We start from the raw sequence: 20,718 nt of genomic DNA on the forward strand, positions 1-20,718 counted from the left end.
ACCGGCAGAATGCCTGGCGATTACTCATTTTCCGGCAGAGCATAATTCTGGCAGTACAGATAGGGGATCCCTTCTTTGGTAATCAGATAGGTATCTCTGTTCAGTGCGAAAAGATCGACATTAGAGACGCTGGTGTTGGTCAGGAAGAAATCGGGCAGGATCTGCTGGATTAAACTGGCGGGAGCCGTTTCACGATTTGATACATGAATTTTCTGTGAGACCCATACCGGGCTGGTGCCGTAACTGGAGTGCGTAAAGAGCACCATGCGTTGTACAGTCTGTTCATTATTAGTGGTGTCACTAATAATGCCATCAATATTCACAATACCTTTAGTATCACCGCTTTTGATATCAATGATCCCCTTAAACGAGGCGGTATTACGCACGATATCAATGGCTGCCCGACAGGAAAGATTATGCAAGTGATTATGATTATTGCCGAGCCGCCAGATGCTGGCAATTGCAATTACGCAAAGGCAAAGCATCAGGATAATACCCGTCTGGGTACGGAAGCGGGGAGTGCGAGGAAGTAAATTCATTAGCTATCATACCGTGGGTAATAGACTGACTGACACGCGTTTTCTTGTTCGCCTTTCATTGGCGAGCGGCACAACAGCACCGACAATTTTTTTGATTCCGGATAGGTCGTGATATAGATAAATTTATTGTCCTGACACAACGCAGGATTTTTGTCGATAAACGCAGTATGCCGGGAAAAATTACTGGCATCGTTATTAAAATAATACTGACAGTCAGTTGATACTTGTGGCGCAGCAATATATCCGGAAAAATAATCATCACTGCTTTTCCACGGGAATACGATCAGCACGCAGATTATCAGTGTCAGTGCCATCATTATCGTTTCAGTGGGGGTTACCCGTGGTTTACGTGGTGTCTCTGCCAACAACGCCTCTATACCCGCTCCTGGCGTTAAGCCAGATTCGGGTGCTACCGGTATGTCAATGGATAAAGGGATACTCTCCGGTGTTGCAATCTCCAGGATTTCAAACTCTTCATTAATAATCAGTCCCTTGCGAGGTATCGTTGTGATGAACGTTTGCTCCAGCTCCAGCTCCAGTTGCAGCAGGCTTTTGCGTAAAGACAGGATGCTCTGATAAAAGGCATTGAAGCTGACCTGGCGATGATTGCTACCCCAGCCAAACTCCAGCAATTCGTTCTGTGAGACGACCTTTCCGCGATGTTGAATAAGTAATAAAAGACATAGTGATGCCGAGTGTTTAAGTTTTATCTGCAGCTCGGGATGGTCTACCCGCGTCAGACACTGTGTGCCTGGCGTGAAGATTATTTTATTTTCAATTAGATAACTGACATTGCCAGTCTCGGACATAATGCCTCAGCTCTTGATGATGCACCCAGTGGTCAGTGGCTCATGATAACACTTTGTCCAAAAAAGACGCCAGAACCGCGCAGTGTTGCAATTCGATAGCATAATATTACAACAATAGTAACTTTTTAATGAAAATAAAGATCATATAAATCAATGAATTGTGTCTTTTTGGCTATTGTACAAAGAGCAAAAAGACGAAATTGTGATGACAAAGGTGATAAACATTAATTCTTTGTGGACAGCGCAATATACTGCTCGACGCCACCACGCGAGAACAACGTCAGTGCCGTTAGCGCGTCAAAAGCACCAGGGAATGCTGGTGGTAGAGGTAGATAGGGATAAATGTCAGCTTGTATTAAAGCTGACATTTATTTTGTCCGTTAACTAAATTCCACCATTATTTTGATGAAGCAATTATTTGCGTTAGAGAGTCCCATGTTCCAGAACGAAATAGACAAATCTGTAGTGCTGATTGGTGATGAAATAAAGAAATCGGATAACGCCTGGCTGTCCTTGCGTAAAAAACGTCAGCGCATAGATCTGAAAGTCGATGGAAATATCTTGTTTCTGGAGAAAGGGACGGTCTCTGTATATCGTGTAGAAAATGACTTAGTGACGGTAAGTATTTCTGCGCCGGCGATCCTTGGACTACCGCAAATGCGCACGGAGGTCGCTGGACACTATTTACGCTGCGACACCGATTGTGAAATGTGGGCCATGAGTGTACAGAACGCCGATCTTTTATTTTCCGCTAAAAATCTCTGGAAGCAGGCATTTGATATCCTGGCGCACCATCTGCAACGCTATTTCCAGCGTGAAACATTGCAATCGCACAGAACCATTCGTGAGCTGATTATTGAACACGTCAAATATATTTGGGGGATGGAGCCCGCGGTACGTGAGAAAACATCCGTATATACCTTCATTTTGACCCGCAATCATATCTCGCGCAGTGCTATTCATAAGGTATTACAGGAGCTGGTGAATGACGGAAAAATTACGCTCAATCGGGGGAAACTGTCTGCTTATTCCGCGGCATAAACAGATGTTGTAATCTACGGTTAATATAGCCTCCTGCAGGAGGCTATATTAATGTCATGGCTATTTATCAACGTCAGAAATATTAGTCAGTATGCCATTAAATGTTATTTATACATCATGCGACTGAAGCCGACTCTCGGAATGACGATCGCGCAGCGTTGAATAAATAAAGGTGATGACAAACAGCAGGGAAAATAAAACGACAATCGTCGGCGCGGGGGCACTGTCGATGAAAAATGACAGGTATACACCCATAAATGACGTTGCAACCGATATGGCGGTAGCCAGTAACAATGCCTGGGCGAACCTGCGTGTCATTAAAATCGCAATCGCACCGGGGGCAATCAACAAGGAGATCGACAAAATAATACCTACCGACTTTAGCGTCGCGACGATAGTCAGGGCGATCATACACAGCAGACCATAATGCAGCAGTGTGGTGTTAAGACCGCTGGCCTTTGCCTGGTGCGGATCGAACGCATGCAGCAGCAGATCTTTCCATTTGAGCCCGATGATAAGCGCTATCCCTAAAGCGATAACCGCAGTTTGCGCAATATCGCCCAGCGAAACGCCCAGCATGTCACCGAACAAAATATGGTCCAGATGAATTTCAGACTGGATTGACACATACAGCACCAGTCCGGCGCCAAACATACCGGAAAAGACGATCCCCATCAGGGTATCGCGCTTGATACGGCTGTTATCGTCAAGATACCCGGTGGCGACCGCGCAGAACAGTCCGGCGACAAAAGCGCCAATCGCCAGCGGAATACCCGCAATCCAGGCCAGTACAATCCCCGGAAAGACCGCATGGCTCATGGCATCACCCATCAGCGCCCAACCTTTCAACACCAAAAAGACCGACAGCAGCGCGCAGGGTATGGCGACGATAACGGAGATGGTCAGCGCGTTGACCATAAAGCTGAACTGAAAGGGTTCCAGTAATGTGGTTAAGAACATGAGGACTCCTTGTTCACCCGTCGGGCGCGGCGGCGGTTTGCCAGCAGACCGTGTTTGGGCGCAAACACGAACGCCAGCAGGAATAACAGCGTTTGCAGAACCACAATAATTCCTCCGGTTGCACCGTCCAGCCAGTAGCTTAGCCAGGCACCAAAAAAGCTGGTCAGGCTACCGATAGCGACCGCGATAGTGAGCAGGCGTGGAAAGCGATCCGTCAGCAACCAGGCGGTCGCGCCAGGCGTGACCACCAGGCAAATGACCAGAAATGCGCCGACGGTTTGCAGTGCGGCAACGGTGGAAACGGAGAGCAGCGTAAAAAATAGCAGCTTCAGCCGACCAGGATTCAGACCGATAGAGCGCGCATGGTTTTCATCGAAAAAGACCACCATCAGGTCTTTCCACTTCAGCAGCAGGATGGTCAGTGAGATAACGCCGATGATCGCCAGTTGCAAAATATCTTCCGGCGCAATCGCCAGCACGTTGCCGAGAATAATGGTCTGGATGTTCACCGACATCGGATTGAGCGACACCATAAACAGCCCGATACCGAAGAAAGAGGAAAATATCAGCCCGATGATGGCATCTTCTTTCAGGCGTGAGCGCTGATTGAGAAACAGCATACTGCCCGCCGCCAGTCCGCCGGAAAGAAATGCCCCCAGCGCGAAGGGAAGTCCTAACATATAGGCTCCGGCAACACCGGGTACGATGGAATGCGATAGCGCATCGCCAATCAGCGACCAGCCTTTGAGCATCAGGTAGCACGAGAGGAACGCGCACAGGCCGCCGACCATCGCCGAAACCCACATGGCGTTGAGCATGTACTGGTAACCAAAGGGTTCTGTCAGCCAGTTCATGACTATTCCCCTTCGCGTGCCGCGCGACGCGAAATAAACGGGCGCTCATCATCGGTAATCACGTGCTGTTCACCGCCGCTCAGCGCAACATGACGCAGAACGCCGCTAAATGCTAGTTCAAGGTTCTCGGTGGTAAAGGTGGTGTCAGTTGGGCCGCTTGCCAGCACGGTGCCTTTAATCATTACAGTGTAATCACAAAACTCGGTGACCGAGCCCAGGTTATGGGTGGAAACCAGCATGGTTCGACCCTCATCACGCAGTTCACGCAGCAGACCGATGATACGTGCCTCGGTTTTTACATCCACGCCGGTGAAGGGTTCATCCAGTAAAATAACCTGTCCGTCCTGTGCGATGGCCCTTGCCAGAAAAACACGCTTTTTCTGCCCACCGGACAGTTCACCTATCTGACGATGGCGATAGTCCAGCATATCAACCCGCGCCAGTGCCGCATCCACGCAGGCGTGGTCAATTTGTTTTGGTCGACGCAGCCAGCCCATATGGCCAAAACGTCCCATCATGACCACATCTTCCACCAGCACCGGAAACGACCAGTCCACCTCTTCAGACTGGGGCACATAAGCAATCAGATTCTGTTTTAGCGCCTTGCTGACCGGCTGTTGCAGGATAGAGATTTCCCCCTGCGCCAGCTGGACAAACCCCATCAGCGCTTTAAAAAGCGTTGATTTTCCCGAACCGTTTACGCCGACCAGAGCGGCAATTGAGCCGCCCGGAACCTGAAAAGTGGCGTCCCGCAGTGCGGTATGACCGTTGCGATACGTCACCGTAACCTGATTTACGGTAATCGCAGAGTGACTCATGGTTGGCTCTCCAGACCCTTGTTGATGCCGTTAACAATGGTTTGCGTGGTGACGCGCAGTAGATCCAGATAGGTCGGGACCGGGCCGTCGGCAGCGCTGAGTGAATCGACGTACAGCACGCCGCCGTAATGTGCGCCAGACTCCCGGGCTACCTGACGCGCGGGTTTGTCGGATACGGTACTTTCGCTAAATACCGTGGGGATCTGATGCGCCCGTAGGGTATCGATCACCTTGCGTACCTGTTTCGGCGTACCTTGTTGATCGGCGTTGATCGGCCATAAGTACAGTTCTTTCAGATCGTTATCGCGTGCCAGATAGGAGAACGCCCCTTCGCTAGTGACCAGCCAGCGTTTATCGGCAGGAATTTTGGCAAGTTCGGCCTGGAGCGGCGCGAGCGTTTGCTGAATTTCTGCTTTATAGCGCTCGGCATTCTTCTGGTAGGTCGCTGCGTTTTCCGGGTCATACTTCATTAACGCATCACGAATGTTATCCACGTAAATCAGGGCGTTGTCTGCCGACATCCAGGCATGCGGATTGGGTTTTCCATTGTATGGCCCTTCGCTGATGCCCATCGGTTGTACGCCGTTTGAGACCATCACTTCCGGTACGCCGGACAGATGTTGGTAGAAGCGGGCGAACCAGAGCTCCAGATTGAGACCATTAGAGAGAATTAACTGCGCACCCTGCGCCCGCTTAATGTCGCCTGGCGTGGGCTGGTATTCGTGAATCTCTGCCCCGGGTTTGGTAATTGAACTGACGTCCGCCGCATCGCCTGCCACATTGCTTGCCATATCAGCAATGATCGTAAACGTCGTGATGACCTTGAACTTTTCTTTCGCCCAGGCAGGCGACAGCGCAAGTGCCGTCAACAGACTGGCAAGGAGAACAGACTTCAGACGAGGCAGATGCGGCATAGTATCCCTCACAACAAAGTGGTTAATTAATCATCTAATATAGCCTTTGCTATGTTATATAGCACATGGCATAAACAAATGAAAATAATTCTTATTTGCGTAGGGTGCTAAGGAATAGACGGGGGATAATACGTTTCACACCGGCACGATTGCCGGCGTGAAGGGGACGAAAAAAACGGAGATTATGACTTCTGGAATTCAGTGACGGTTTCCCATGCTACCTGTTGTAACGCTTTGGCGGTGGCAGGGGTCATGTCTGTATCAACAGGAAGCGCGCCGCCGACCGGAGACTGGTTATACAGGGTGGCGAAGAATACGCAGGCGGCGAGATACGTACCAGAAATAGAAGGGTGGACACCATCATGATAATACAGGTTGATTTCCGGATGGGTCTTGCGCGCTTTCTCGAAAGCGAGACCTACCGGAGCGACATATCCCCCCGTTTTCTGCGCAATCGAGATATAAGCGTCCGCCAGTTTTTGGCTGTCTTCGGGTTTGTCTTTTTTCGGCCAGGTCATGAAATAGACAACTTTTGCACCCGCTTTATGTGCCATGTCGGCCATTTGGGTGGCAGAGCCAACGAAGTTTTGTCGGGTGCTTTCTTTCTTTGAAATCGTTTCTGTGGAGTTTCCCTGTAGCACCACCACATCCCATTTCTGTAACGTATTCTGGTAGCGCATATTCTCAATCTGCCAGCCTAAATGACCGCTGGAAATCGTGATACCCCGATACTTATAGCCTTTGGCATGATCAGGCAGTAAAGACTGCGTCAAATCTCGTAATCGGGTATTGATATTGTTGTTATAGAACGTGAACGAGTTGCCATACAGCGCGACGATTTTATTCTCGCCATCCATTTTCGCATGTGCGGAAGGCGCCAATAACGTATCTGCGTGAGCACAGATACTGCTCAGTGCCAGGGCCGTTGCTGCAGTAAGTAAAGTTATCTTTTTCATCAGTTATCTCTTAGAAATCATAACGAAGTCCAACGATGAGCGCATCATCATTGGTTTTTTTGTTCTTACTGGCGAATTCTTTATCGTAAGTAAATGATAACCACGTATCCTCAGCTAATGTTAATTGCGCTTCAGCACGCCAGTCTTCTTTTTCCGCAATATCTTTACCATCTTCATTTAGAAAACTATATCCGGTGAGAACCTTGACGGTGCCAAAGTTGTAGGAAATAAGTGAATCCATCCCTTTATAATTATTATCGCTTTTGTTATCGCGAGAAATAGAAGTACGCAATGCGGTTACCGCGACCTCATAGGCTTTATAGCTGAATTGTAACCCTCCCATAATTTGATCGTTTTGATTACGCCCATCGGTGGTCACTACGCCATCCTGTCGTTTGTAACGACTGGCCGCGAGTGCTGGTGTAATTCTAAAATCACCAAATTTGAAAGACTTGCGATAGCTGGCCATCGCGCCGTAATCCAGGGCTTCGTTATCGCTGTTGCCATTACCGGAGACCCATGCCAGTTGAATTTCGTTACCGGCAAATTTGGCGTTCCATTGAACGGTGCCGTCCTGTCGGTTGAACTGGTACGAATCATCAATGGTTGTAATGCCATAGCTGTAGATATTAGGGGTGAAGTTTTTGTACTTATCGGTCATTTTCATGACCTGATACAACGGGTTTTTGGTTCTCCCGGTGATCAGTTCACCCCATGTTTTATTTGACAGACCGACATAGGAATAGCGGGCTTCCATATCGCTTTCACCGGTATTGTTATCATTTTTTTCGGTACGCACCTGCCATTCCAGGCGACCCACGATTTTGGTATCTGGCAAAAGATCCAGATCTCGGGTGAGGTAAATACCTACACGACCACCCAGATCGCTTCGGCTTTCACTGCCAGCAAATGAATTCTGGCCACTCGCAATTTTACCCTCAACACGGCCATAGATATCCAGCGTATTTCCATCCTTATTATAGACGTTTAAGGCGAACGCCGAGGAACTCATACCCATTAGTAATATTAGTGAATAGTTTTTTAGCTTCATATCATCCCTCAAACCAGCATTAGTTTCCTGACCATAAAATAAAGTTCACAGCGGGATAATTGTTTGTGGGAAAGGAGTGTTAGCGGTATGGGAATTATTTTTTCTCGTAATTAAATGTGATTATTCACGCATAAATATCACTAATTTTACTATTGTATTAATGGTTTTTATATTTAATGCGCGTTTTTTCTGAAATATTACGTCTACTTAAAATATAATTCACAAATTACTGTGAAGTACATCGCATTTCTACTTGGTGGAAAAACTGAAAATGGGAATATTGTATTCTCATGGCCTTTTTTGGGGTGGGAATACTATTTTCCCCTATAATTTAGAAAACAGATCCCGCAAAATTGATTAATCACATTTTCGATTATGACGCATTCATTGGCCGGAGAGGCGCTGTATGTTCGGTAAGCAAACAACGGTATTTGATTCTGATCTTTATTCTTCATTGTTCACCCAAGGTCGGATGCGGGAAATATGGTCTGACGACAATCTGCTGCGGTGTTGGTTGCGATTTGAGGAAACCGTCGCTCGCGTGCAAGGTGAGCTAGGGATTATCCCTGAGCAAGCCGCCGTCGAAATTGAAAAAACGTGCAGGGAAATACAGATAGATTGGCCGGCCCTTGCACAGGAAACACAGACGGTTGGTATGGCGATAAAACCGCTGATCGATCAGATTTCTGCTTGCGGTACACCGTTAGTAAGTCAGTATCTGCACTGGGGATGTACTACCCAGGACCTGCTGGACTCTGGCATGGCGATGAGACTGCAACAAACGTTGCAGCTGCTGCGCGAGCAATTGCTCGATGTTGGCGAAGTGATGAAAGCGATGGCAATACGTCATACCAGAACGGTGATGGTTGCGCGCACTAATTCAGTGGATGCCTCTGCGACAACATGGGGGCTGCATGTTTGCAGTTATCTGGTGGAGGTTAACCGCCATCTGATAAGACTCCAGCAACTGTACCCGCGTGCGGTCACCGGGCTTTTTGGCGGCGCGGTAGGTAATCTGGCCTCCGTGGGCGAGCAGGGAATGGAAACGCGTGAACGGCTGATGCGAGCGCTGGGTCTGAATGTGCCCTGCGGCATTAATAATGCCAGCCAGGATGCGGTTGTTGAAGTTGTGCAGTTTTTTGCCCTTGTTCACGGCACGTTGTGTCGTCTGGCCAACGATGTCGAAACAATGGGGCGCACACCGATCGCTGAAGTGCTGGAGGGAGAAGGCGGTGGAGGGTCGAGCACGATGCCGCACAAAGTTAATCCACGCGCCAGTAACATGATGCAAACATTGGCAAGGATGGGATGGATGTATGCATCTGGCGCTCCGGCCATGCTGGATCAACAGGATGTACGCGCCGCCTCAATGAGGGTATTAAACTGGACAATCCTCCCGGAGGCCTCTAATGCTTTATCGACCAGCCTGACACGCGCAAAGAATCTGCTTTCGCATCTCATCATTAATAAAGAGAAGATGCGTGCTAATTTCGATTGCTCGAAGCACTTTATTATGTCGGAATCACTGACGATGAAACTTGCCGCCAAAATCGGCAGAGAGTCCGCCTATAACTTATTGAAAAACATGCTAAAGCATGCAACCGGAGAGCACAGCTTCATGGAGATCGTGCAGGCTAGCCCGGAAATCCGCGCATCATTGTCTGTAGAGGAAATTACCACCGCCTGCGAGCCGCTGTCATATATCGGGGCTAACGATGCGCTCATCGCTGAAACTATAGCTGAGTTCGATCGCGCGAAAACGGCAGAGATTGCCTGATTCGTCTTGCTGCCGGGAGGGATAACTCTCCTGGCGGCTGGCGGTGCTAAGTGTTGTGTGCTGATGCAGAAAACGTTTCGAAAAAGACAAATAATTCCTCCAGTTGGGCAAAATTCCCCTCGCTATCGCCTTTCTCATAAGCCAGATGTAATATGAGTTCGATAAAAAAGAAGCCGAGTATACGGCTTTGAAAAATGGACTGTACGTCGCTGGGAAGAACAAACTGCAGATCGCAGAATTTACCGTAAGGGTTCGCTTCTGAGTTGGTAACCAGTACCACGACGGCATTCTTTTTTCTGAACCACTTCGCAATATTGAGGGCAACTCGATTAAATCGATAGTAGGAGAACACAATCAGGACATCCTCTTCCTCAATATTGATGAGACATTTGGGGAGTTCGCTGATGTCCGTCGGTAACAGAGTGATGTCACTGCGAAAGTACTTTAGCAGTGTACAAAAATGCGTCGCCATTGCATGAGAAGATGAAGGGCCGACGACATAAATATGACGTTTATTATTCAGTACCAGATCGATAAACGCATTAAGACTTTCAATATCGATGTTATTTTTAAATTGATTAAATAATTCTGATACTTTGTGGGTGAAATTAGTAACGATACTTTCGGTTGTGATGCTGGGATTGTTACGCAGTTTGATATTTTTCTCAAAAGGTGCAGATATTTTATTCTTAGACAGCGTAATGTCTAATGCTTTGCGGAAAGCAGCATAACCCGTAAACCCAATTTTATTTAAAAATCGGCCAATGGTTGCTTTGCTGACCATCGCATTTTGCGAGAGATCAACAATGCCATGATAGGGAAGTTCATTGAAGTGTTTATTAATATACTCATTAAGTCGACACTCAGATTCAGTCAGATCACCCATATTAAGAGTAAGTGAGTTATACTCATCCAGACTTAATGTGTTTTTTTTGTACATGGATAACACCCGATGGCTGTTGTATATCAACGTTGTTATAGGGTAATACGCTTTCGACGTCAATCATAGAATGAATATGTTGGAAACCCGTATCCAGCCTTCTTTGGACGGTGCGACCATATTCAGATGAGTTGCGATCTTACTCACAAAAAGGGGTGGGAAAACACCTTTCCCGTATTTTACAGCCACACAACCCATTACAATTAAATCTCAATATTTGAGTGTGTAATACGATAAATTTACGGACATATTATTGCTGCTTATATATGGGTGTGGTTTTTTACAATCCTACATAAGCTATGATGAGATGACGGGTAACCCTACCAAATTTGTATGGCATAGGAATTGTTATTATGACGGCGTTTATTATAGCAATAGTGATAACAGTTATTGCTGCATGGTTAATTGTGAAAAATTATCAGCCGCAAACTGTTTTATTACTCGCTGGACTGGCATTATTGACCATTACTGTACTTTTTTACCCTGAAAACAGCATTCTCTATGATAAAGCAAAATCTACGGGGTCAACCTGGCTGGATATCTTTAGCTTTGCAAAAGAATCGCTTACCACACAAATTGCAGGTATTGGTCTTATCATCATGGCTGCGGGTGGATTTGCCAGCTATATGGATCACATTAAAGCGTCGAATGCGATGGTCAATATGTGCATTCGTCCGCTGCAGGTAATTAAAGCGCCTTATCTGATCCTCGCGCTGGGGTATATCTGTGCACAGCTTCTGCATGTGGCAATTTCAAGTGCGGCGGGACTGGCGATGTTGCTGCTGGTGACATTCTTTCCGGTTCTGGTTCGTCTGGGGGTCAGTAAAGCCTCTGCGGCCGCGATGATTGGTCTGTGCGCGTTTATGGATCTAGGGCCCGCGGTAGGTACGGCGAATCTGGCGGCTAAACATGCTGGCATGGAAAGTGCTATCTACTTTGCCCATTACCAGATGCCGGTGGCGGTGGTGGTGATGCTGGCTGTGGCGGTGGTGATTTACTTTACCGCGAAGTATTTCGACAAAAAAGATGGCTTCGTACCGGGGGCGCAAAGCGTGGCGCAAGCGGAAGAAGAAGGCCGAAAGGTACCCGCTATTTACGCGCTGTTACCCGTCCTGCCTGTCGTACTGGTGCTGGTCTTTAGCCCTTTGGTTATCAAGTCCATCAAAATAGACGTGGTCACGGCGATGATCCTTGGCGCTGTCGTCGCATTTATCTTTGAACTGGTGGCTACCCGAGATTTCAAAAGCTGCTGCAAAGGGATACAGGTCTTTTTCAAAGGGATGGGCAGCATGTTTACCAGCATCGTTTCCTTGCTGGTGTGTGCGGATATCTATGCCCAGGGGCTGCAGAAAATTGGCGCGGTGGACTACCTGTTACAGTCAGTGCAAAACGCAGGACTGGGCTTTACCAGCATGACCCTGGTGATGACCGCGCTGGTGGGCGTAACCGCCGTCCTGACGGGCTCTGGCGTTGCCGCCTTTTTCTCCTTCTCCGGCCTGGCACCCTCCATTGCGGCAAAATTTGGTGAGAGCGCCGTCAATATGATCCTGCCTATGCAGTTAATGGCGGGAATGGGGCGCTCAATGTCCCCAGTGGCTGGAATCATTATTGCGGTGAGTAAAGCAGGAGAATGTTCACCGTTTATGATCGTCAGAAGAACGCTGCTTCCAGCGTTGGCCGGTATCGCGGCGATGCTGGTTGCCAACTATGTCCTGATTTGAATCCCGAGAGCCTGCAAATGCAGGCTCTTATTTTTTTATCTGGTTGTAATTTATGGATGGCAACGTGACAAACGATGTTTTATACGTCCCGTTTACGGGGAAGTTACTGCTTGAGTCGCCGTTATTAAACAAGGGAAGCAGCTTCACGCAGCAAGAAAGGCATGACTTTAACCTGAGTGGGCTACTGCCTTGCGCCATTGAGAATATTGATGAACAAGCCGAACGGGCGTATCAACAATATCTTGAGGCTGAATCCCACAACGCTCGACATATTTACCTGCGTAATATCCAGGATACTAACGAAACGTTATTTTATTACCTGTTGAAAAAGCATCTGCCAGAGATGCTACCCATCGTTTATACCCCGGTAGTCGGGGCAGCCTGTGAAAAATTCTCGTGGATTTATCGTCGTGCACGCGGTGTCTTTATCTCCTGGCCCGATCGCGATCGTATTGACGATATTTTGCATGATATTCCGCGGCACGATATCAAGGTCATCGTCGTCACCGATGGTGAGCGCATTCTGGGGCTAGGTGACCAGGGCGTTGGCGGCATGGGGATTCCTATCGGGAAACTGTCGCTCTATACCGTCTGTGGCGGGGTAAATCCGGCGAATACGCTACCTATTTTGCTGGATGTCGGTACGAACAATACGCGGCTGCTGGACGATCCGCGCTATATCGGCTGGCGTCATCCGCGCATAACTGGTGAAGACTATTTCGCATTTATTGGAATGTTTATTGCTGCCGTAAAACGGCGCTGGCCTAACGTTCTGCTGCAATTTGAAGATTTTGCCCAGCATACCGCCGTGCCGCTGCTGGACCGTTATCGCGATGAGCTGTGCTGTTTTAATGATGATATTCAGGGCACGGCGTCGGTGGCTCTGGCGACTCTGGTTGCTGCCTGCCGAGGCAGCGGTCGTGACTTCCGTCAGCAATCAATCGTAATTGTCGGGGCGGGTGCTGCAGGATGTGGGATCGCCCGGCATATTATTGCCTGCCGTATCAGTGAAGGAATGAGCCAGACCGAAGCCAGACGGACCATTTTTATGGTGGATCGCGACGGTCTGGTGATGACCACCAATAATACCTTAGCTGATTTCCAGCAACCGCTGGCGCAGCCTCCCGAGGCTGTATCTGACTGGCAGTATGAGGGGCAGACACCGTCGTTACTGGAGGTGATCCACAATGCTAAACCGGCGGTTATGCTGGGTGTGTCAGGTCAGGCTGGATTGTTCTCGCAGGAGGTCATTAGCACGATGTACCAATACTGCGACCGTCCGATCGTTATGCCGTTGTCGAATCCCACTTCGAGAATGGAAGCGCGACCAGAAGATATCATTCGCTGGACCGAGGGACAGGCCATCATCGCGACCGGCAGTCCCTGCGGTGTGATTGAATTTAATGGATGCTCCATTCCGGTGGCGCAGTGCAATAATGTGTATGTTTTCCCGGCCATCGGTCTGGGGGCTATTGCCAGCGGCGCGACACGCGTAACAGAGGCTATGCTGATGGCGGCAAGTCGTGCGCTGGCTGATGCTTCCCCGTTGGTGCGTAACGGGGAAGGCGCTCTGTTGCCGGAGATTGGGACAATCTGCGAGGTGACCCGTAGCATTGCCTTTGAGGTCGGTAAGGCGGCACAGCAGTCGGGTGTAGCAGGTAATATGAGCGACGACGCGCTGTTGCAAAGCATAAAAGATAACTTTTGGTTACCGCACTACCGTCCTTATAAACGCAGGGCAATTTAGCCGTTGTGACGAGTAAGCGGTACTCGGGTCTTGGTTGCCTTCACGATTAAGGTGTATTATTTATGCAACTTAATTGTGGAGGCCTCATGTCCGGCAAACGTATTGCTCGTGAAAAAATGACGATCCAAAAGATGATCTCGCTGTACGAAAGCCAGTGTCCGGAAGCTTCAGATGAGCAGGGGCATTACGATGCATTGTTTGCTTATGCGCAAAAGCGCCTCGATAAGTGCGTGTTTGGCGAGGAAAAACCGGCCTGCAAACAGTGCCCGGTACACTGCTATCAGCCAGCCAAACGGGAAGAGATGAAGCAAATTATGCGTTGGGCCGGGCCGAGAATGCTCTGGCGTCACCCGATTCTGACCGTTCGCCATCTGATTGATGACAAGCGTCCTGTCCCGGAATTACCTGAGAAATATCAGCGCAAGAAGTAATCTGGTTATTTTGTGCCGGATGGCGGTGATGCCTTATCCGGCCTACAAGAGCAAGTGCACCGTCGCGTAGGCCCGATAAGCGTAGCGCCATCGGGCATTAACTATCCGATACCGGATAGCGGTTACGCTTTGGTGGCAATAAGAATGGCCGAGGCTTTGATCAGCGCGATGACCCGGCTTCCCTGGCTCAGTTTCATCTCTTGCTGACTTTCGTTCGTCACGACCGCGACAATGTCAAAACCGGCATCAGTTTTGATGTGTACGGTGGCGTTAACGGCGCCTTCGGTGACCTGTGAAACGCTACCGGCAAACTGGTTGCGGGCAGAGAACTTCAGACCGCAGTCTTCAGTCGCCAGCGTCACCCACGGCGCTTTGATCAGCGCAATGGCTTCTTTTCCTTTCGCCAGACCCAGTGCCTGCTGACTGCTATGGGTCACAATCGCGACCAGTTTTGCGCCGCCAGCCAGCGTCAGTTCAACTTCATCATTCACTGCGCCAGTGGCAACTGCACTGACTGTACCGGTTAATTGATTACGTGCTGATACTGCCATACTGCCTCCTTTCGTTGAGTTATCACCCAGTATAGCCACAATGGCTAAACCAGCGCATCCTTATCAATACCTAATCGCTTCATACGCGACAACAACGTGGTTCGTTTTAGCCCCAGCCGCTGCGCAGCACCTTTAGGGCCGGCGACAACGCCATTGGTCTCTTTCAGTACCCGCATAATCAGCTGGTATTCATCTTCGCCATCCTGTGCGACTTCAGTTGCGACCGGAGGGGGGGGCGTCTGCGTGGTGATATCCGGTAGGGATAATTGCAGTACGTTGCCTCGGGTCAGCAGAACGGCGCGTTCCACTACGTTTTCCAGTTCGCGGACGTTACCCGGCCACTCCATGCTGCTCAGGGTACGAAGCGCTTCGGCAGGAATACTGTCGATATTGCGCCCCATCCGGCGAGCGATTTTAAAGGTGAAGGCTTTCACCAGCAGTGGGATATCTTCCGGGCGCTCGCGCAGCGGAGGTAAATGGATCGGGAAAACGTTCAGCCGGTAATACAGATCGTTACGGAATTCCCGATCGGCAACCATCTTTTTCAGATCGCGGTTGGTGGCGGCGATCAACCGAACGTCGGTTTGGATCAGCTTGTTGCTGCCCAGGCGTTCAAATTCCTGCTCCTGAAGTACACGCAGTAACTTCGGCTGGAGTTCCAGCGGCATGTCACCGACTTCGTCGAGGAACAGTGAGCTTTTATCCGCCAGTTCGAAACGGCCAATTCGCTGTGTGCTGGCCCCGGTAAACGCGCCGCGCTCGTGACCAAACAGGTCGCTTTCCAGTAATCCGGCAGGCATTGCTGCGCAGTTCATCTTCACCATCCGGCGGGTATTACGTCCACTCAGATTATGAATCGCTCTGGCGATCAGCTCTTTACCCGTACCTGTCTCACCCAGAATTAAGACGGTGCTGTCGCTTTGCGCCACCATTTCGACCTGTTTGAGTACGCTGTACATGGCTTCGCTGCGACCGATGATTTCGCCGAACTCACTGTCCACATTGTTCAGTTGCTCGGTCAGCGCCAGGTTTTCATCGACCAGACGTTCTTTCAGGCGATGTATCTCCTGATAGGCAAGCGCGTTATCTACCGCAATGGCTACGCGTTCGGCAATCTGGCGCAACAGTTTCAGGTTGGCGGTGGTGAAAACTTTTTCTTCACACTGCGCCAGTTTGAGCACGCCAAGCATCGTATTGCCGGACATCAGCGGCAGCAGGCACAGCGTTTGTAACTGGTTACCCCAGGTTTCGAACAGCATGCGTTCATAAGGCGCCAGGGTATCGCGTTCGCTCAGGTTAATCAGCAGCATCTCTTTGCTGCGGAATACTCGCTCGGAAAGCGTGCCCGCTTCGTCCACTTCACTTTGTTCGTGAGCCGGATTATTCTCATCCAGATAGTGGGTGGAGTAGATGCTCAGCTTATTTTTGCGATCGCTGCGTAATACGATGCTGATGGCATCAATGTCGAAATAGTGGTGGATCTCTTTGGCGACTTCGCTGACCAGTTCGTCAATATCCAGTCGGGAGAGTACTGCATTGGTGATGGCGACCAGGATACGAAAGTTGTCACGTTCGCGACACAGCAAATCGTAATCGACGTTGTTGCTGACCCTGCTTTGAATTTGTTCCGCAACGACGCCGACTATCTGGGTGAAGGTCTGTAGCCGGTTGTACTCTTTTTCACTCCACGGGCGATCCTCGTTGCGGATAAATTCGCAGCCGCCAAAGATGCGTCCGTCCGCCGCCAGCGGCAGCAGGCAGTAGTGGCCAAATTCAGAATACAGTCCACCTGAAGCCAACTGTGGCCAGGTTTCCGTGAACTCATGATAGTTGCAGTGCAGCGCATCGGGGCGAGACAAAATACGGCGTACCGGACCGTGTGCCAGCACCGTTTCGTCTTCATAGTCGATGGGTTTACCATTTTCACGCGTTGCAAAATAACGCGCACGCTGCGTCTGTGCCTGCCATAACACAATAGCCGCGCAGTCGGCCAGCGCTGAACGCTTGACCAGCTGCGAAAGCGCCTCACTAAGAGACTGAAGATCGGGCTGCTGTAATAATGTACGAGTAATATCGAACAGGCCTTGCTGTCCGAGGTCACTCATCGGTGTATACGACATATTGCTTTTCCAGGGAAAACACCGCAGAACGGTGCGAAAACGGTAAATGAATTATAGGTATAAGTCGTAAATTATTGCCGGATGGGTCGGGTATTCAAACCGTAGGCCTGATAAGCAAAGCGCCATCAGGCAGTAATACAGTGTTAATGCCGGATAACGACCCAAACGCGGTTTATCCGGCCAGGAACAGATTGCCAACCGGCTGCTAGCATATACGAGGTAATGGTTCGGCGTGTGGTAAATCGAGGGTCCGTTTCACGCCGTACAGTCCGGCAAGACGTACGCCTTTACGTTCAACCACTTCACCAATCAGCGCGGCATCGCGTCCTAAAGGATGGGCGTGGAGTGCGGCGAGCACGGCTTCAGCAGCCTGACGTTCAACGGCAATCACCAGCTTGCCTTCGTTGGCAAAGTTGAGCGCGTCCAGACCCAGCAGTTCGCAAACGCCACGCACGGCAGGTTTCACCGGCAGTGCCGCTTCAGACAACTCAATGCCAAATCCGCAAGAGGCCGCAAACTCATGTGTTACCGCATTTACGCCGCCGCGGGTGGCATCACGCAGCGCTTTCACGCCAGGAATATCGCGTAGCGTCTGGATAAGCGGCGTTAACACCGCACAGTCGCTGACCAGTTCGCCATCAAGCCCCAGCTGTTCGCGCAGGTTGAGGATAGTCGCACCGTGATCGCCAAGCGTACCACTTACCAGCAGCACATCACCCACGCTCAGGGTTTGCGCACCCCAGTGAATATTGGCGGGAATCGCGCCCATACCGGCGGTGTTGATGAACAGTTTGTCCGCGGCACCGCGCTGCACAACTTTGGTATCGCCGGTTACGATAGCAATCCCCGCTTCACGGGCGGTTGCTGCCATGCTGTTCACGACGGTTTTCAGCGTGTCCATTGGCAGACCCTCTTCGAGGATAAAACCGCAGGAGAGGTAGCGCGGTATCGCGCCGCTGACCGCGACATCGTTAGCCGTACCGCAGATTGCCAGCTTGCCAATGTTGCCGCCGGGGAAGAACAGTGGGTCGATAACGTAGCTGTCCGTTGAAAACGCCAGACGATCGCCTTCTGCGACCAGCTGCGCCAGTTCCAGGCGCGCCTGATCTTCCTGTTCTGCCAGCCACGGGTTAGCAAAAGCTTCCATAAACAGACTGTTGATCAACTGCTGCATAGCCTGACCGCCGCTACCGTGGGCGAGTTGTACGCTGTTCATGCTTCACACTCCTGCTGACGATACTGATACCAGGCGGCACATGCTCCTTCGGAGGAGACCATCAGGGCACCAAATGCGGTCTCCGGGTTACAGGTTTTACCAAATAATGGGCACTGATGCGGTTTGCATCGGCCAGTCAGCACCTCTCCGCAACGTGCGCGCGGATCGTCATAGACCTGCTGCGGCGCTGGCTGGAAATGTGCTTCGGCGTCAAAACGCTGATAATCAGGCGTCAGGTGAACGCCGGAAGATTCGATCACGCCCAGACCCCGCCATTCGCTGTCACCGTTGACACTGAACACGTCGGCGATAGCCTGCTGGGCTAACGCGTTACCGGCATCCGGTACCACGCGGCGGTACTGGTTTTCAACCTGGCTTTGGGCCGCTATTTTCTGCTCGATCAACATCACGACGCCTTGCAGCAGATCAAGCGGCTCGAAGCCGGCGACCACCAGCGGGCGATGGAAATCTGAGGCAATGAAATTATAGGCGTCAGTGCCAATCACCATACTGACGTGACCTGGCGCCAAAAAGGCGTCGATACCGTTGTCCGGCTGTTCCAGCAGGCTGCGCAGCGTTGGGATCAAGGTGATGTGCTGGCAGAAAAAGTAAAAGTTCTGCACATCGCGCTGTTTGGCCTGCTGCAGAGTGATGGCGGTTGTCGGCATGGTGGTTTCAAAACCCAGGCCAAAGAACACCACTTTGCGCGTTGGGTTTTCCTCGGCAAGCTTCAGCGCATCCATCGGGGAATAGACGATACGGACATCCGCGCCGCGTGCTTTGGCCTGTAGCAGTGAGCCCTGTTTTCCTGGGACACGCATCGCGTCGCCAAAGGTGCAGAAAATCACTTCCGGGTGGCTGGCGATTTCGACACAGCTGTCAATTCTGCCCATCGGCAGGACGCACACCGGGCAGCCTGGACCGTGAATAAACTCCACGTTTGCGGGCAGGAGCTGATCGAGGCCGAATTTAAAGATAGCGTGGGTATGACCACCACAAACTTCCATAATGCGCAGCGGGCGTTCAGCGGTGTAGGAGAGGTGAGCGGCACGCTCGCACAGGTGCTCTATCAACTGCATCACCTGTTCTGGTGCGCGATATTCGTCAACAAAACGCATTTATTTTTCCTCGCCATACAGCAACGCGCCGACATCCGGCTCAACGTCAAACATGTTTTGCAGCGCGTCGAGCGTGTCGCGCGCTTCTGCTTCATTAATGATGCTCATGGCGAAACCGACGTGAACCAGTACCCACTGGCCCAGACGTGGCTCACCCTTTTCATCACAGCTCCCGACCAGCGTCAGATCGACGTCGCGCTGAATACCGCAAACATCGACCTTAGCCTGGTTGCCATCAATGGTGCGGATTTGACCCGGAACACCTATGCACATCGCTGATTCTCCAGCCATGCCAGCCATTGATCCATCCCTTCACCGCTGGTGGCGGAAATCAGGATGATTTCAATGTCCGGGTTCACTTCCCGGGCGCTGGCGATGCACTTCTCAACATCAAAATTAAGGTAAGGCAGCAGATCCACTTTGTTGAGCAGCATCAGTGATGCAGCAGCAAACATATGCGGGTATTTCAGCGGCTTATCTTCGCCTTCGGTAACAGAGAGCACGGCGACTTTATGACGCTCGCCGAGGTCAAAGCTGGCCGGGCAGACCAGGTTACCAACGTTCTCAATGAACAGAATGCCGTTGTCATCAAGCGGCAGGCGCGGCGCGGCATCGGCAATCATTTGCGCATCAAGGTGGCAACCTTTACCGGTGTTGACCTGGATTGCGGGGGTGCCGGTAGCGCGAATACGGGCGGCATCGTTAACCGTCTGCTGGTCGCCTTCAATGACGGCACATGGCACGCTGTCTTTCAGCTTCATCAGCGTTTCGGTCAGCAGCGTCGTTTTACCGGAGCCTGGGCTTGAGACAAGGTTCAGTACCAGATGCTGACGGGCAGCAAATCGGGCGCGGTTGCGCTCGGCCAGACGATTGTTTTTGTCCAGCACGTCTATTTCGACTTCCAGCATGCGGCGCTGGCTCATACCTGGCGCGTGAGTGCCTGCTTCTCCGTGACCGTAGTGCAGATCGCCTTCAGCGGTCTGGCTCGGTGCGAAACTGGAGGTTTTCACACCGGTAATATTCAGTGCCGGGCGAGCCGCCGGGGCAAATGGCGCGCTGCGGAACGCCGAGTGGGGGTTATGTTCATCACCCTCTATATATAGGTTGCCTTCAGCGCAACCACATGTCGTACACATCGCTCACTCCTGATCTATA

At 50.7% G+C, this 20,718-nt stretch carries 21 protein-coding genes; 5 read left to right on the forward strand and 16 right to left on the reverse strand.

Features of this window, described 5'->3' with window-relative positions; translation table 11 throughout:
• Positions 1-20: 20 nt before the first annotated feature.
• The 3 genes from RYZ59_RS06680 to RYZ59_RS06690 all read right to left on the reverse strand — a co-directional run bounded on the left by RYZ59_RS06680 (position 21) and on the right by RYZ59_RS06690 (position 1,716).
• Positions 21-539: a hypothetical protein gene (locus RYZ59_RS06680; RefSeq protein ID WP_202037910.1), complete on the reverse strand. Its 519-nt coding sequence runs from the start codon at positions 537-539 to the stop codon at positions 21-23.
• On the reverse strand, positions 539-1,348 hold the full coding sequence (locus RYZ59_RS06685) for a transcriptional regulator (protein ID WP_318045742.1): 810 nt from the start codon (positions 1,346-1,348) through the stop codon (positions 539-541). Before RYZ59_RS06685 ends, RYZ59_RS06680 begins: the two co-directional genes overlap by 1 nt.
• A gap of 224 nt (positions 1,349-1,572) precedes the next feature.
• Positions 1,573-1,716, reverse strand: a complete 144-nt coding sequence (locus RYZ59_RS06690) for a hypothetical protein (RefSeq protein ID WP_170974368.1) — start codon at positions 1,714-1,716, stop codon at positions 1,573-1,575.
• A 67-nt stretch (positions 1,717-1,783) separates the two neighbouring features.
• Between RYZ59_RS06690 and RYZ59_RS06695 the strand changes: the two genes are divergently transcribed.
• Positions 1,784-2,389 (forward strand): helix-turn-helix domain-containing protein, encoded by a 606-nt coding sequence (locus RYZ59_RS06695; protein WP_202037913.1) that lies wholly within the window; start codon positions 1,784-1,786, stop codon positions 2,387-2,389.
• 108 nt (positions 2,390-2,497) lie between these two features.
• On the opposite strand, the gene sitD is transcribed toward RYZ59_RS06695, so the two are convergent.
• The 6 genes from sitD to RYZ59_RS06725 all read right to left on the reverse strand — a co-directional run bounded on the left by sitD (position 2,498) and on the right by RYZ59_RS06725 (position 7,942).
• Entirely contained in the window at positions 2,498-3,349 is an 852-nt protein-coding gene (gene sitD, locus RYZ59_RS06700; RefSeq protein ID WP_137382763.1) for an iron/manganese ABC transporter permease subunit SitD, read from the reverse strand.
• On the reverse strand, positions 3,340-4,203 hold the full coding sequence (sitC, locus tag RYZ59_RS06705) for an iron/manganese ABC transporter permease subunit SitC (protein WP_202037915.1): 864 nt from the start codon (positions 4,201-4,203) through the stop codon (positions 3,340-3,342). Before sitC ends, sitD begins: the two co-directional genes overlap by 10 nt.
• Positions 4,204-4,205: 2 nt before the next feature.
• Positions 4,206-5,021 (reverse strand): iron/manganese ABC transporter ATP-binding protein SitB, encoded by an 816-nt coding sequence (gene sitB, locus RYZ59_RS06710; protein WP_318045743.1) that lies wholly within the window; start codon positions 5,019-5,021, stop codon positions 4,206-4,208.
• On the reverse strand, positions 5,018-5,935 hold the full coding sequence (locus tag RYZ59_RS06715) for a metal ABC transporter substrate-binding protein (protein WP_318045744.1): 918 nt from the start codon (positions 5,933-5,935) through the stop codon (positions 5,018-5,020). The genes sitB and RYZ59_RS06715 overlap by 4 nt, the downstream gene beginning before the upstream one ends.
• Positions 5,936-6,117: 182 nt before the next feature.
• A complete protein-coding gene (locus RYZ59_RS06720) occupies positions 6,118-6,891 on the reverse strand; it encodes a DUF4886 domain-containing protein (protein ID WP_318045745.1) in 774 nt (257 codons plus the stop codon).
• Positions 6,892-6,901: 10 nt separating this feature from the next.
• A complete protein-coding gene (locus RYZ59_RS06725) occupies positions 6,902-7,942 on the reverse strand; it encodes a porin (protein WP_318045746.1) in 1,041 nt (346 codons plus the stop codon).
• Positions 7,943-8,348: 406 nt separating this feature from the next.
• On the opposite strand from RYZ59_RS06725, the gene RYZ59_RS06730 reads away from it, so the two are divergent.
• Positions 8,349-9,719, forward strand: a complete 1,371-nt coding sequence (locus RYZ59_RS06730; protein ID WP_318045747.1) for an adenylosuccinate lyase family protein — start codon at positions 8,349-8,351, stop codon at positions 9,717-9,719.
• Positions 9,720-9,765: 46 nt separating this feature from the next.
• Here the strand turns inward: RYZ59_RS06730 and RYZ59_RS06735 are convergent, their stop codons facing one another.
• A complete protein-coding gene (locus tag RYZ59_RS06735) occupies positions 9,766-10,659 on the reverse strand; it encodes a MurR/RpiR family transcriptional regulator (protein WP_318045748.1) in 894 nt (297 codons plus the stop codon).
• Positions 10,660-11,012: 353 nt separating this feature from the next.
• Between RYZ59_RS06735 and dcuC the strand changes: the two genes are divergently transcribed.
• The 3 genes from dcuC (at position 11,013) to RYZ59_RS06750 (ending at position 14,558) form a co-directional block, all read left to right on the forward strand.
• Positions 11,013-12,380 carry a C4-dicarboxylate transporter DcuC gene (gene dcuC, locus RYZ59_RS06740; RefSeq protein ID WP_318045749.1) on the forward strand — a complete coding sequence of 456 codons (1,368 nt, stop codon included), beginning with the start codon at positions 11,013-11,015 and terminating at the stop codon, positions 12,378-12,380.
• 52 nt (positions 12,381-12,432) lie between these two features.
• Positions 12,433-14,127, forward strand: coding sequence for an NAD-dependent malic enzyme (locus RYZ59_RS06745; protein WP_318045750.1), 1,695 nt, complete (start codon positions 12,433-12,435; stop codon positions 14,125-14,127).
• Positions 14,128-14,213: 86 nt separating this feature from the next.
• Entirely contained in the window at positions 14,214-14,558 is a 345-nt protein-coding gene (locus RYZ59_RS06750) for a nitrous oxide-stimulated promoter family protein (protein WP_048213037.1), read from the forward strand.
• A gap of 122 nt (positions 14,559-14,680) precedes the next feature.
• On the opposite strand, the gene RYZ59_RS06755 is transcribed toward RYZ59_RS06750, so the two are convergent.
• From RYZ59_RS06755 to hypB, 6 genes are all read right to left on the reverse strand, one after another.
• Positions 14,681-15,109 carry a molybdopterin-binding protein gene (locus RYZ59_RS06755; protein ID WP_003037421.1) on the reverse strand — a complete coding sequence of 143 codons (429 nt, stop codon included), beginning with the start codon at positions 15,107-15,109 and terminating at the stop codon, positions 14,681-14,683.
• A gap of 44 nt (positions 15,110-15,153) precedes the next feature.
• A complete protein-coding gene (gene flhA / locus RYZ59_RS06760; protein ID WP_318045751.1) occupies positions 15,154-17,229 on the reverse strand; it encodes a formate hydrogenlyase transcriptional activator FlhA in 2,076 nt (691 codons plus the stop codon).
• A gap of 205 nt (positions 17,230-17,434) precedes the next feature.
• The gene (gene hypE, locus RYZ59_RS06765; RefSeq protein ID WP_061068461.1) at positions 17,435-18,445 is read right to left on the reverse strand and encodes a hydrogenase maturation carbamoyl dehydratase HypE; all 1,011 of its coding nucleotides are present in this window, start codon (positions 18,443-18,445) and stop codon (positions 17,435-17,437) included.
• Positions 18,442-19,563, reverse strand: a complete 1,122-nt coding sequence (gene hypD / locus RYZ59_RS06770; RefSeq protein ID WP_137382771.1) for a hydrogenase formation protein HypD — start codon at positions 19,561-19,563, stop codon at positions 18,442-18,444. Before hypD ends, hypE begins: the two co-directional genes overlap by 4 nt.
• The gene (gene hypC / locus RYZ59_RS06775) at positions 19,564-19,836 is read right to left on the reverse strand and encodes a hydrogenase 3 maturation protein HypC (protein ID WP_061068460.1); all 273 of its coding nucleotides are present in this window, start codon (positions 19,834-19,836) and stop codon (positions 19,564-19,566) included. It lies immediately after the preceding gene.
• Positions 19,827-20,699, reverse strand: a complete 873-nt coding sequence (gene hypB / locus RYZ59_RS06780; protein ID WP_202037924.1) for a hydrogenase nickel incorporation protein HypB — start codon at positions 20,697-20,699, stop codon at positions 19,827-19,829. Before hypB ends, hypC begins: the two co-directional genes overlap by 10 nt.
• Between the last annotated feature and the right edge of the window lie 19 nt (positions 20,700-20,718).

Source organism: Citrobacter sp. HN-141, assembly GCF_033341895.1.
GTDB lineage: Bacteria > Pseudomonadota > Gammaproteobacteria > Enterobacterales > Enterobacteriaceae > Citrobacter.

Excerpts from the sequence above, each read along its gene's own strand:
- RYZ59_RS06680 (WP_202037910.1), bottom strand. The coding sequence starts at position 539 with ATGAATTTACTTCCTCGCACTCCCCGCTTCCGTACCCAGACGGGTATT.
- RYZ59_RS06685 (WP_318045742.1), bottom strand. The coding sequence starts at position 1,348 with ATGTCCGAGACTGGCAATGTCAGTTATCTAATTGAAAATAAAATAATC.
- RYZ59_RS06690 (WP_170974368.1), bottom strand. The coding sequence starts at position 1,716 with ATGTCAGCTTTAATACAAGCTGACATTTATCCCTATCTACCTCTACCA.
- RYZ59_RS06695 (WP_202037913.1), top strand. The coding sequence starts at position 1,784 with ATGTTCCAGAACGAAATAGACAAATCTGTAGTGCTGATTGGTGATGAA.
- sitD (WP_137382763.1), bottom strand. The coding sequence starts at position 3,349 with ATGTTCTTAACCACATTACTGGAACCCTTTCAGTTCAGCTTTATGGTC.
- sitC (WP_202037915.1), bottom strand. The coding sequence starts at position 4,203 with ATGAACTGGCTGACAGAACCCTTTGGTTACCAGTACATGCTCAACGCC.
- sitB (WP_318045743.1), bottom strand. The coding sequence starts at position 5,021 with ATGAGTCACTCTGCGATTACCGTAAATCAGGTTACGGTGACGTATCGC.
- RYZ59_RS06715 (WP_318045744.1), bottom strand. The coding sequence starts at position 5,935 with ATGCCGCATCTGCCTCGTCTGAAGTCTGTTCTCCTTGCCAGTCTGTTG.
- RYZ59_RS06720 (WP_318045745.1), bottom strand. The coding sequence starts at position 6,891 with ATGAAAAAGATAACTTTACTTACTGCAGCAACGGCCCTGGCACTGAGC.
- RYZ59_RS06725 (WP_318045746.1), bottom strand. The coding sequence starts at position 7,942 with ATGAAGCTAAAAAACTATTCACTAATATTACTAATGGGTATGAGTTCC.
- RYZ59_RS06730 (WP_318045747.1), top strand. The coding sequence starts at position 8,349 with ATGTTCGGTAAGCAAACAACGGTATTTGATTCTGATCTTTATTCTTCA.
- RYZ59_RS06735 (WP_318045748.1), bottom strand. The coding sequence starts at position 10,659 with ATGTACAAAAAAAACACATTAAGTCTGGATGAGTATAACTCACTTACT.
- dcuC (WP_318045749.1), top strand. The coding sequence starts at position 11,013 with ATGACGGCGTTTATTATAGCAATAGTGATAACAGTTATTGCTGCATGG.
- RYZ59_RS06745 (WP_318045750.1), top strand. The coding sequence starts at position 12,433 with ATGGATGGCAACGTGACAAACGATGTTTTATACGTCCCGTTTACGGGG.
- RYZ59_RS06750 (WP_048213037.1), top strand. The coding sequence starts at position 14,214 with ATGTCCGGCAAACGTATTGCTCGTGAAAAAATGACGATCCAAAAGATG.
- RYZ59_RS06755 (WP_003037421.1), bottom strand. The coding sequence starts at position 15,109 with ATGGCAGTATCAGCACGTAATCAATTAACCGGTACAGTCAGTGCAGTT.
- flhA (WP_318045751.1), bottom strand. The coding sequence starts at position 17,229 with ATGTCGTATACACCGATGAGTGACCTCGGACAGCAAGGCCTGTTCGAT.
- hypE (WP_061068461.1), bottom strand. The coding sequence starts at position 18,445 with ATGAACAGCGTACAACTCGCCCACGGTAGCGGCGGTCAGGCTATGCAG.
- hypD (WP_137382771.1), bottom strand. The coding sequence starts at position 19,563 with ATGCGTTTTGTTGACGAATATCGCGCACCAGAACAGGTGATGCAGTTG.
- hypC (WP_061068460.1), bottom strand. The coding sequence starts at position 19,836 with ATGTGCATAGGTGTTCCGGGTCAAATCCGCACCATTGATGGCAACCAG.
- hypB (WP_202037924.1), bottom strand. The coding sequence starts at position 20,699 with ATGTGTACGACATGTGGTTGCGCTGAAGGCAACCTATATATAGAGGGT.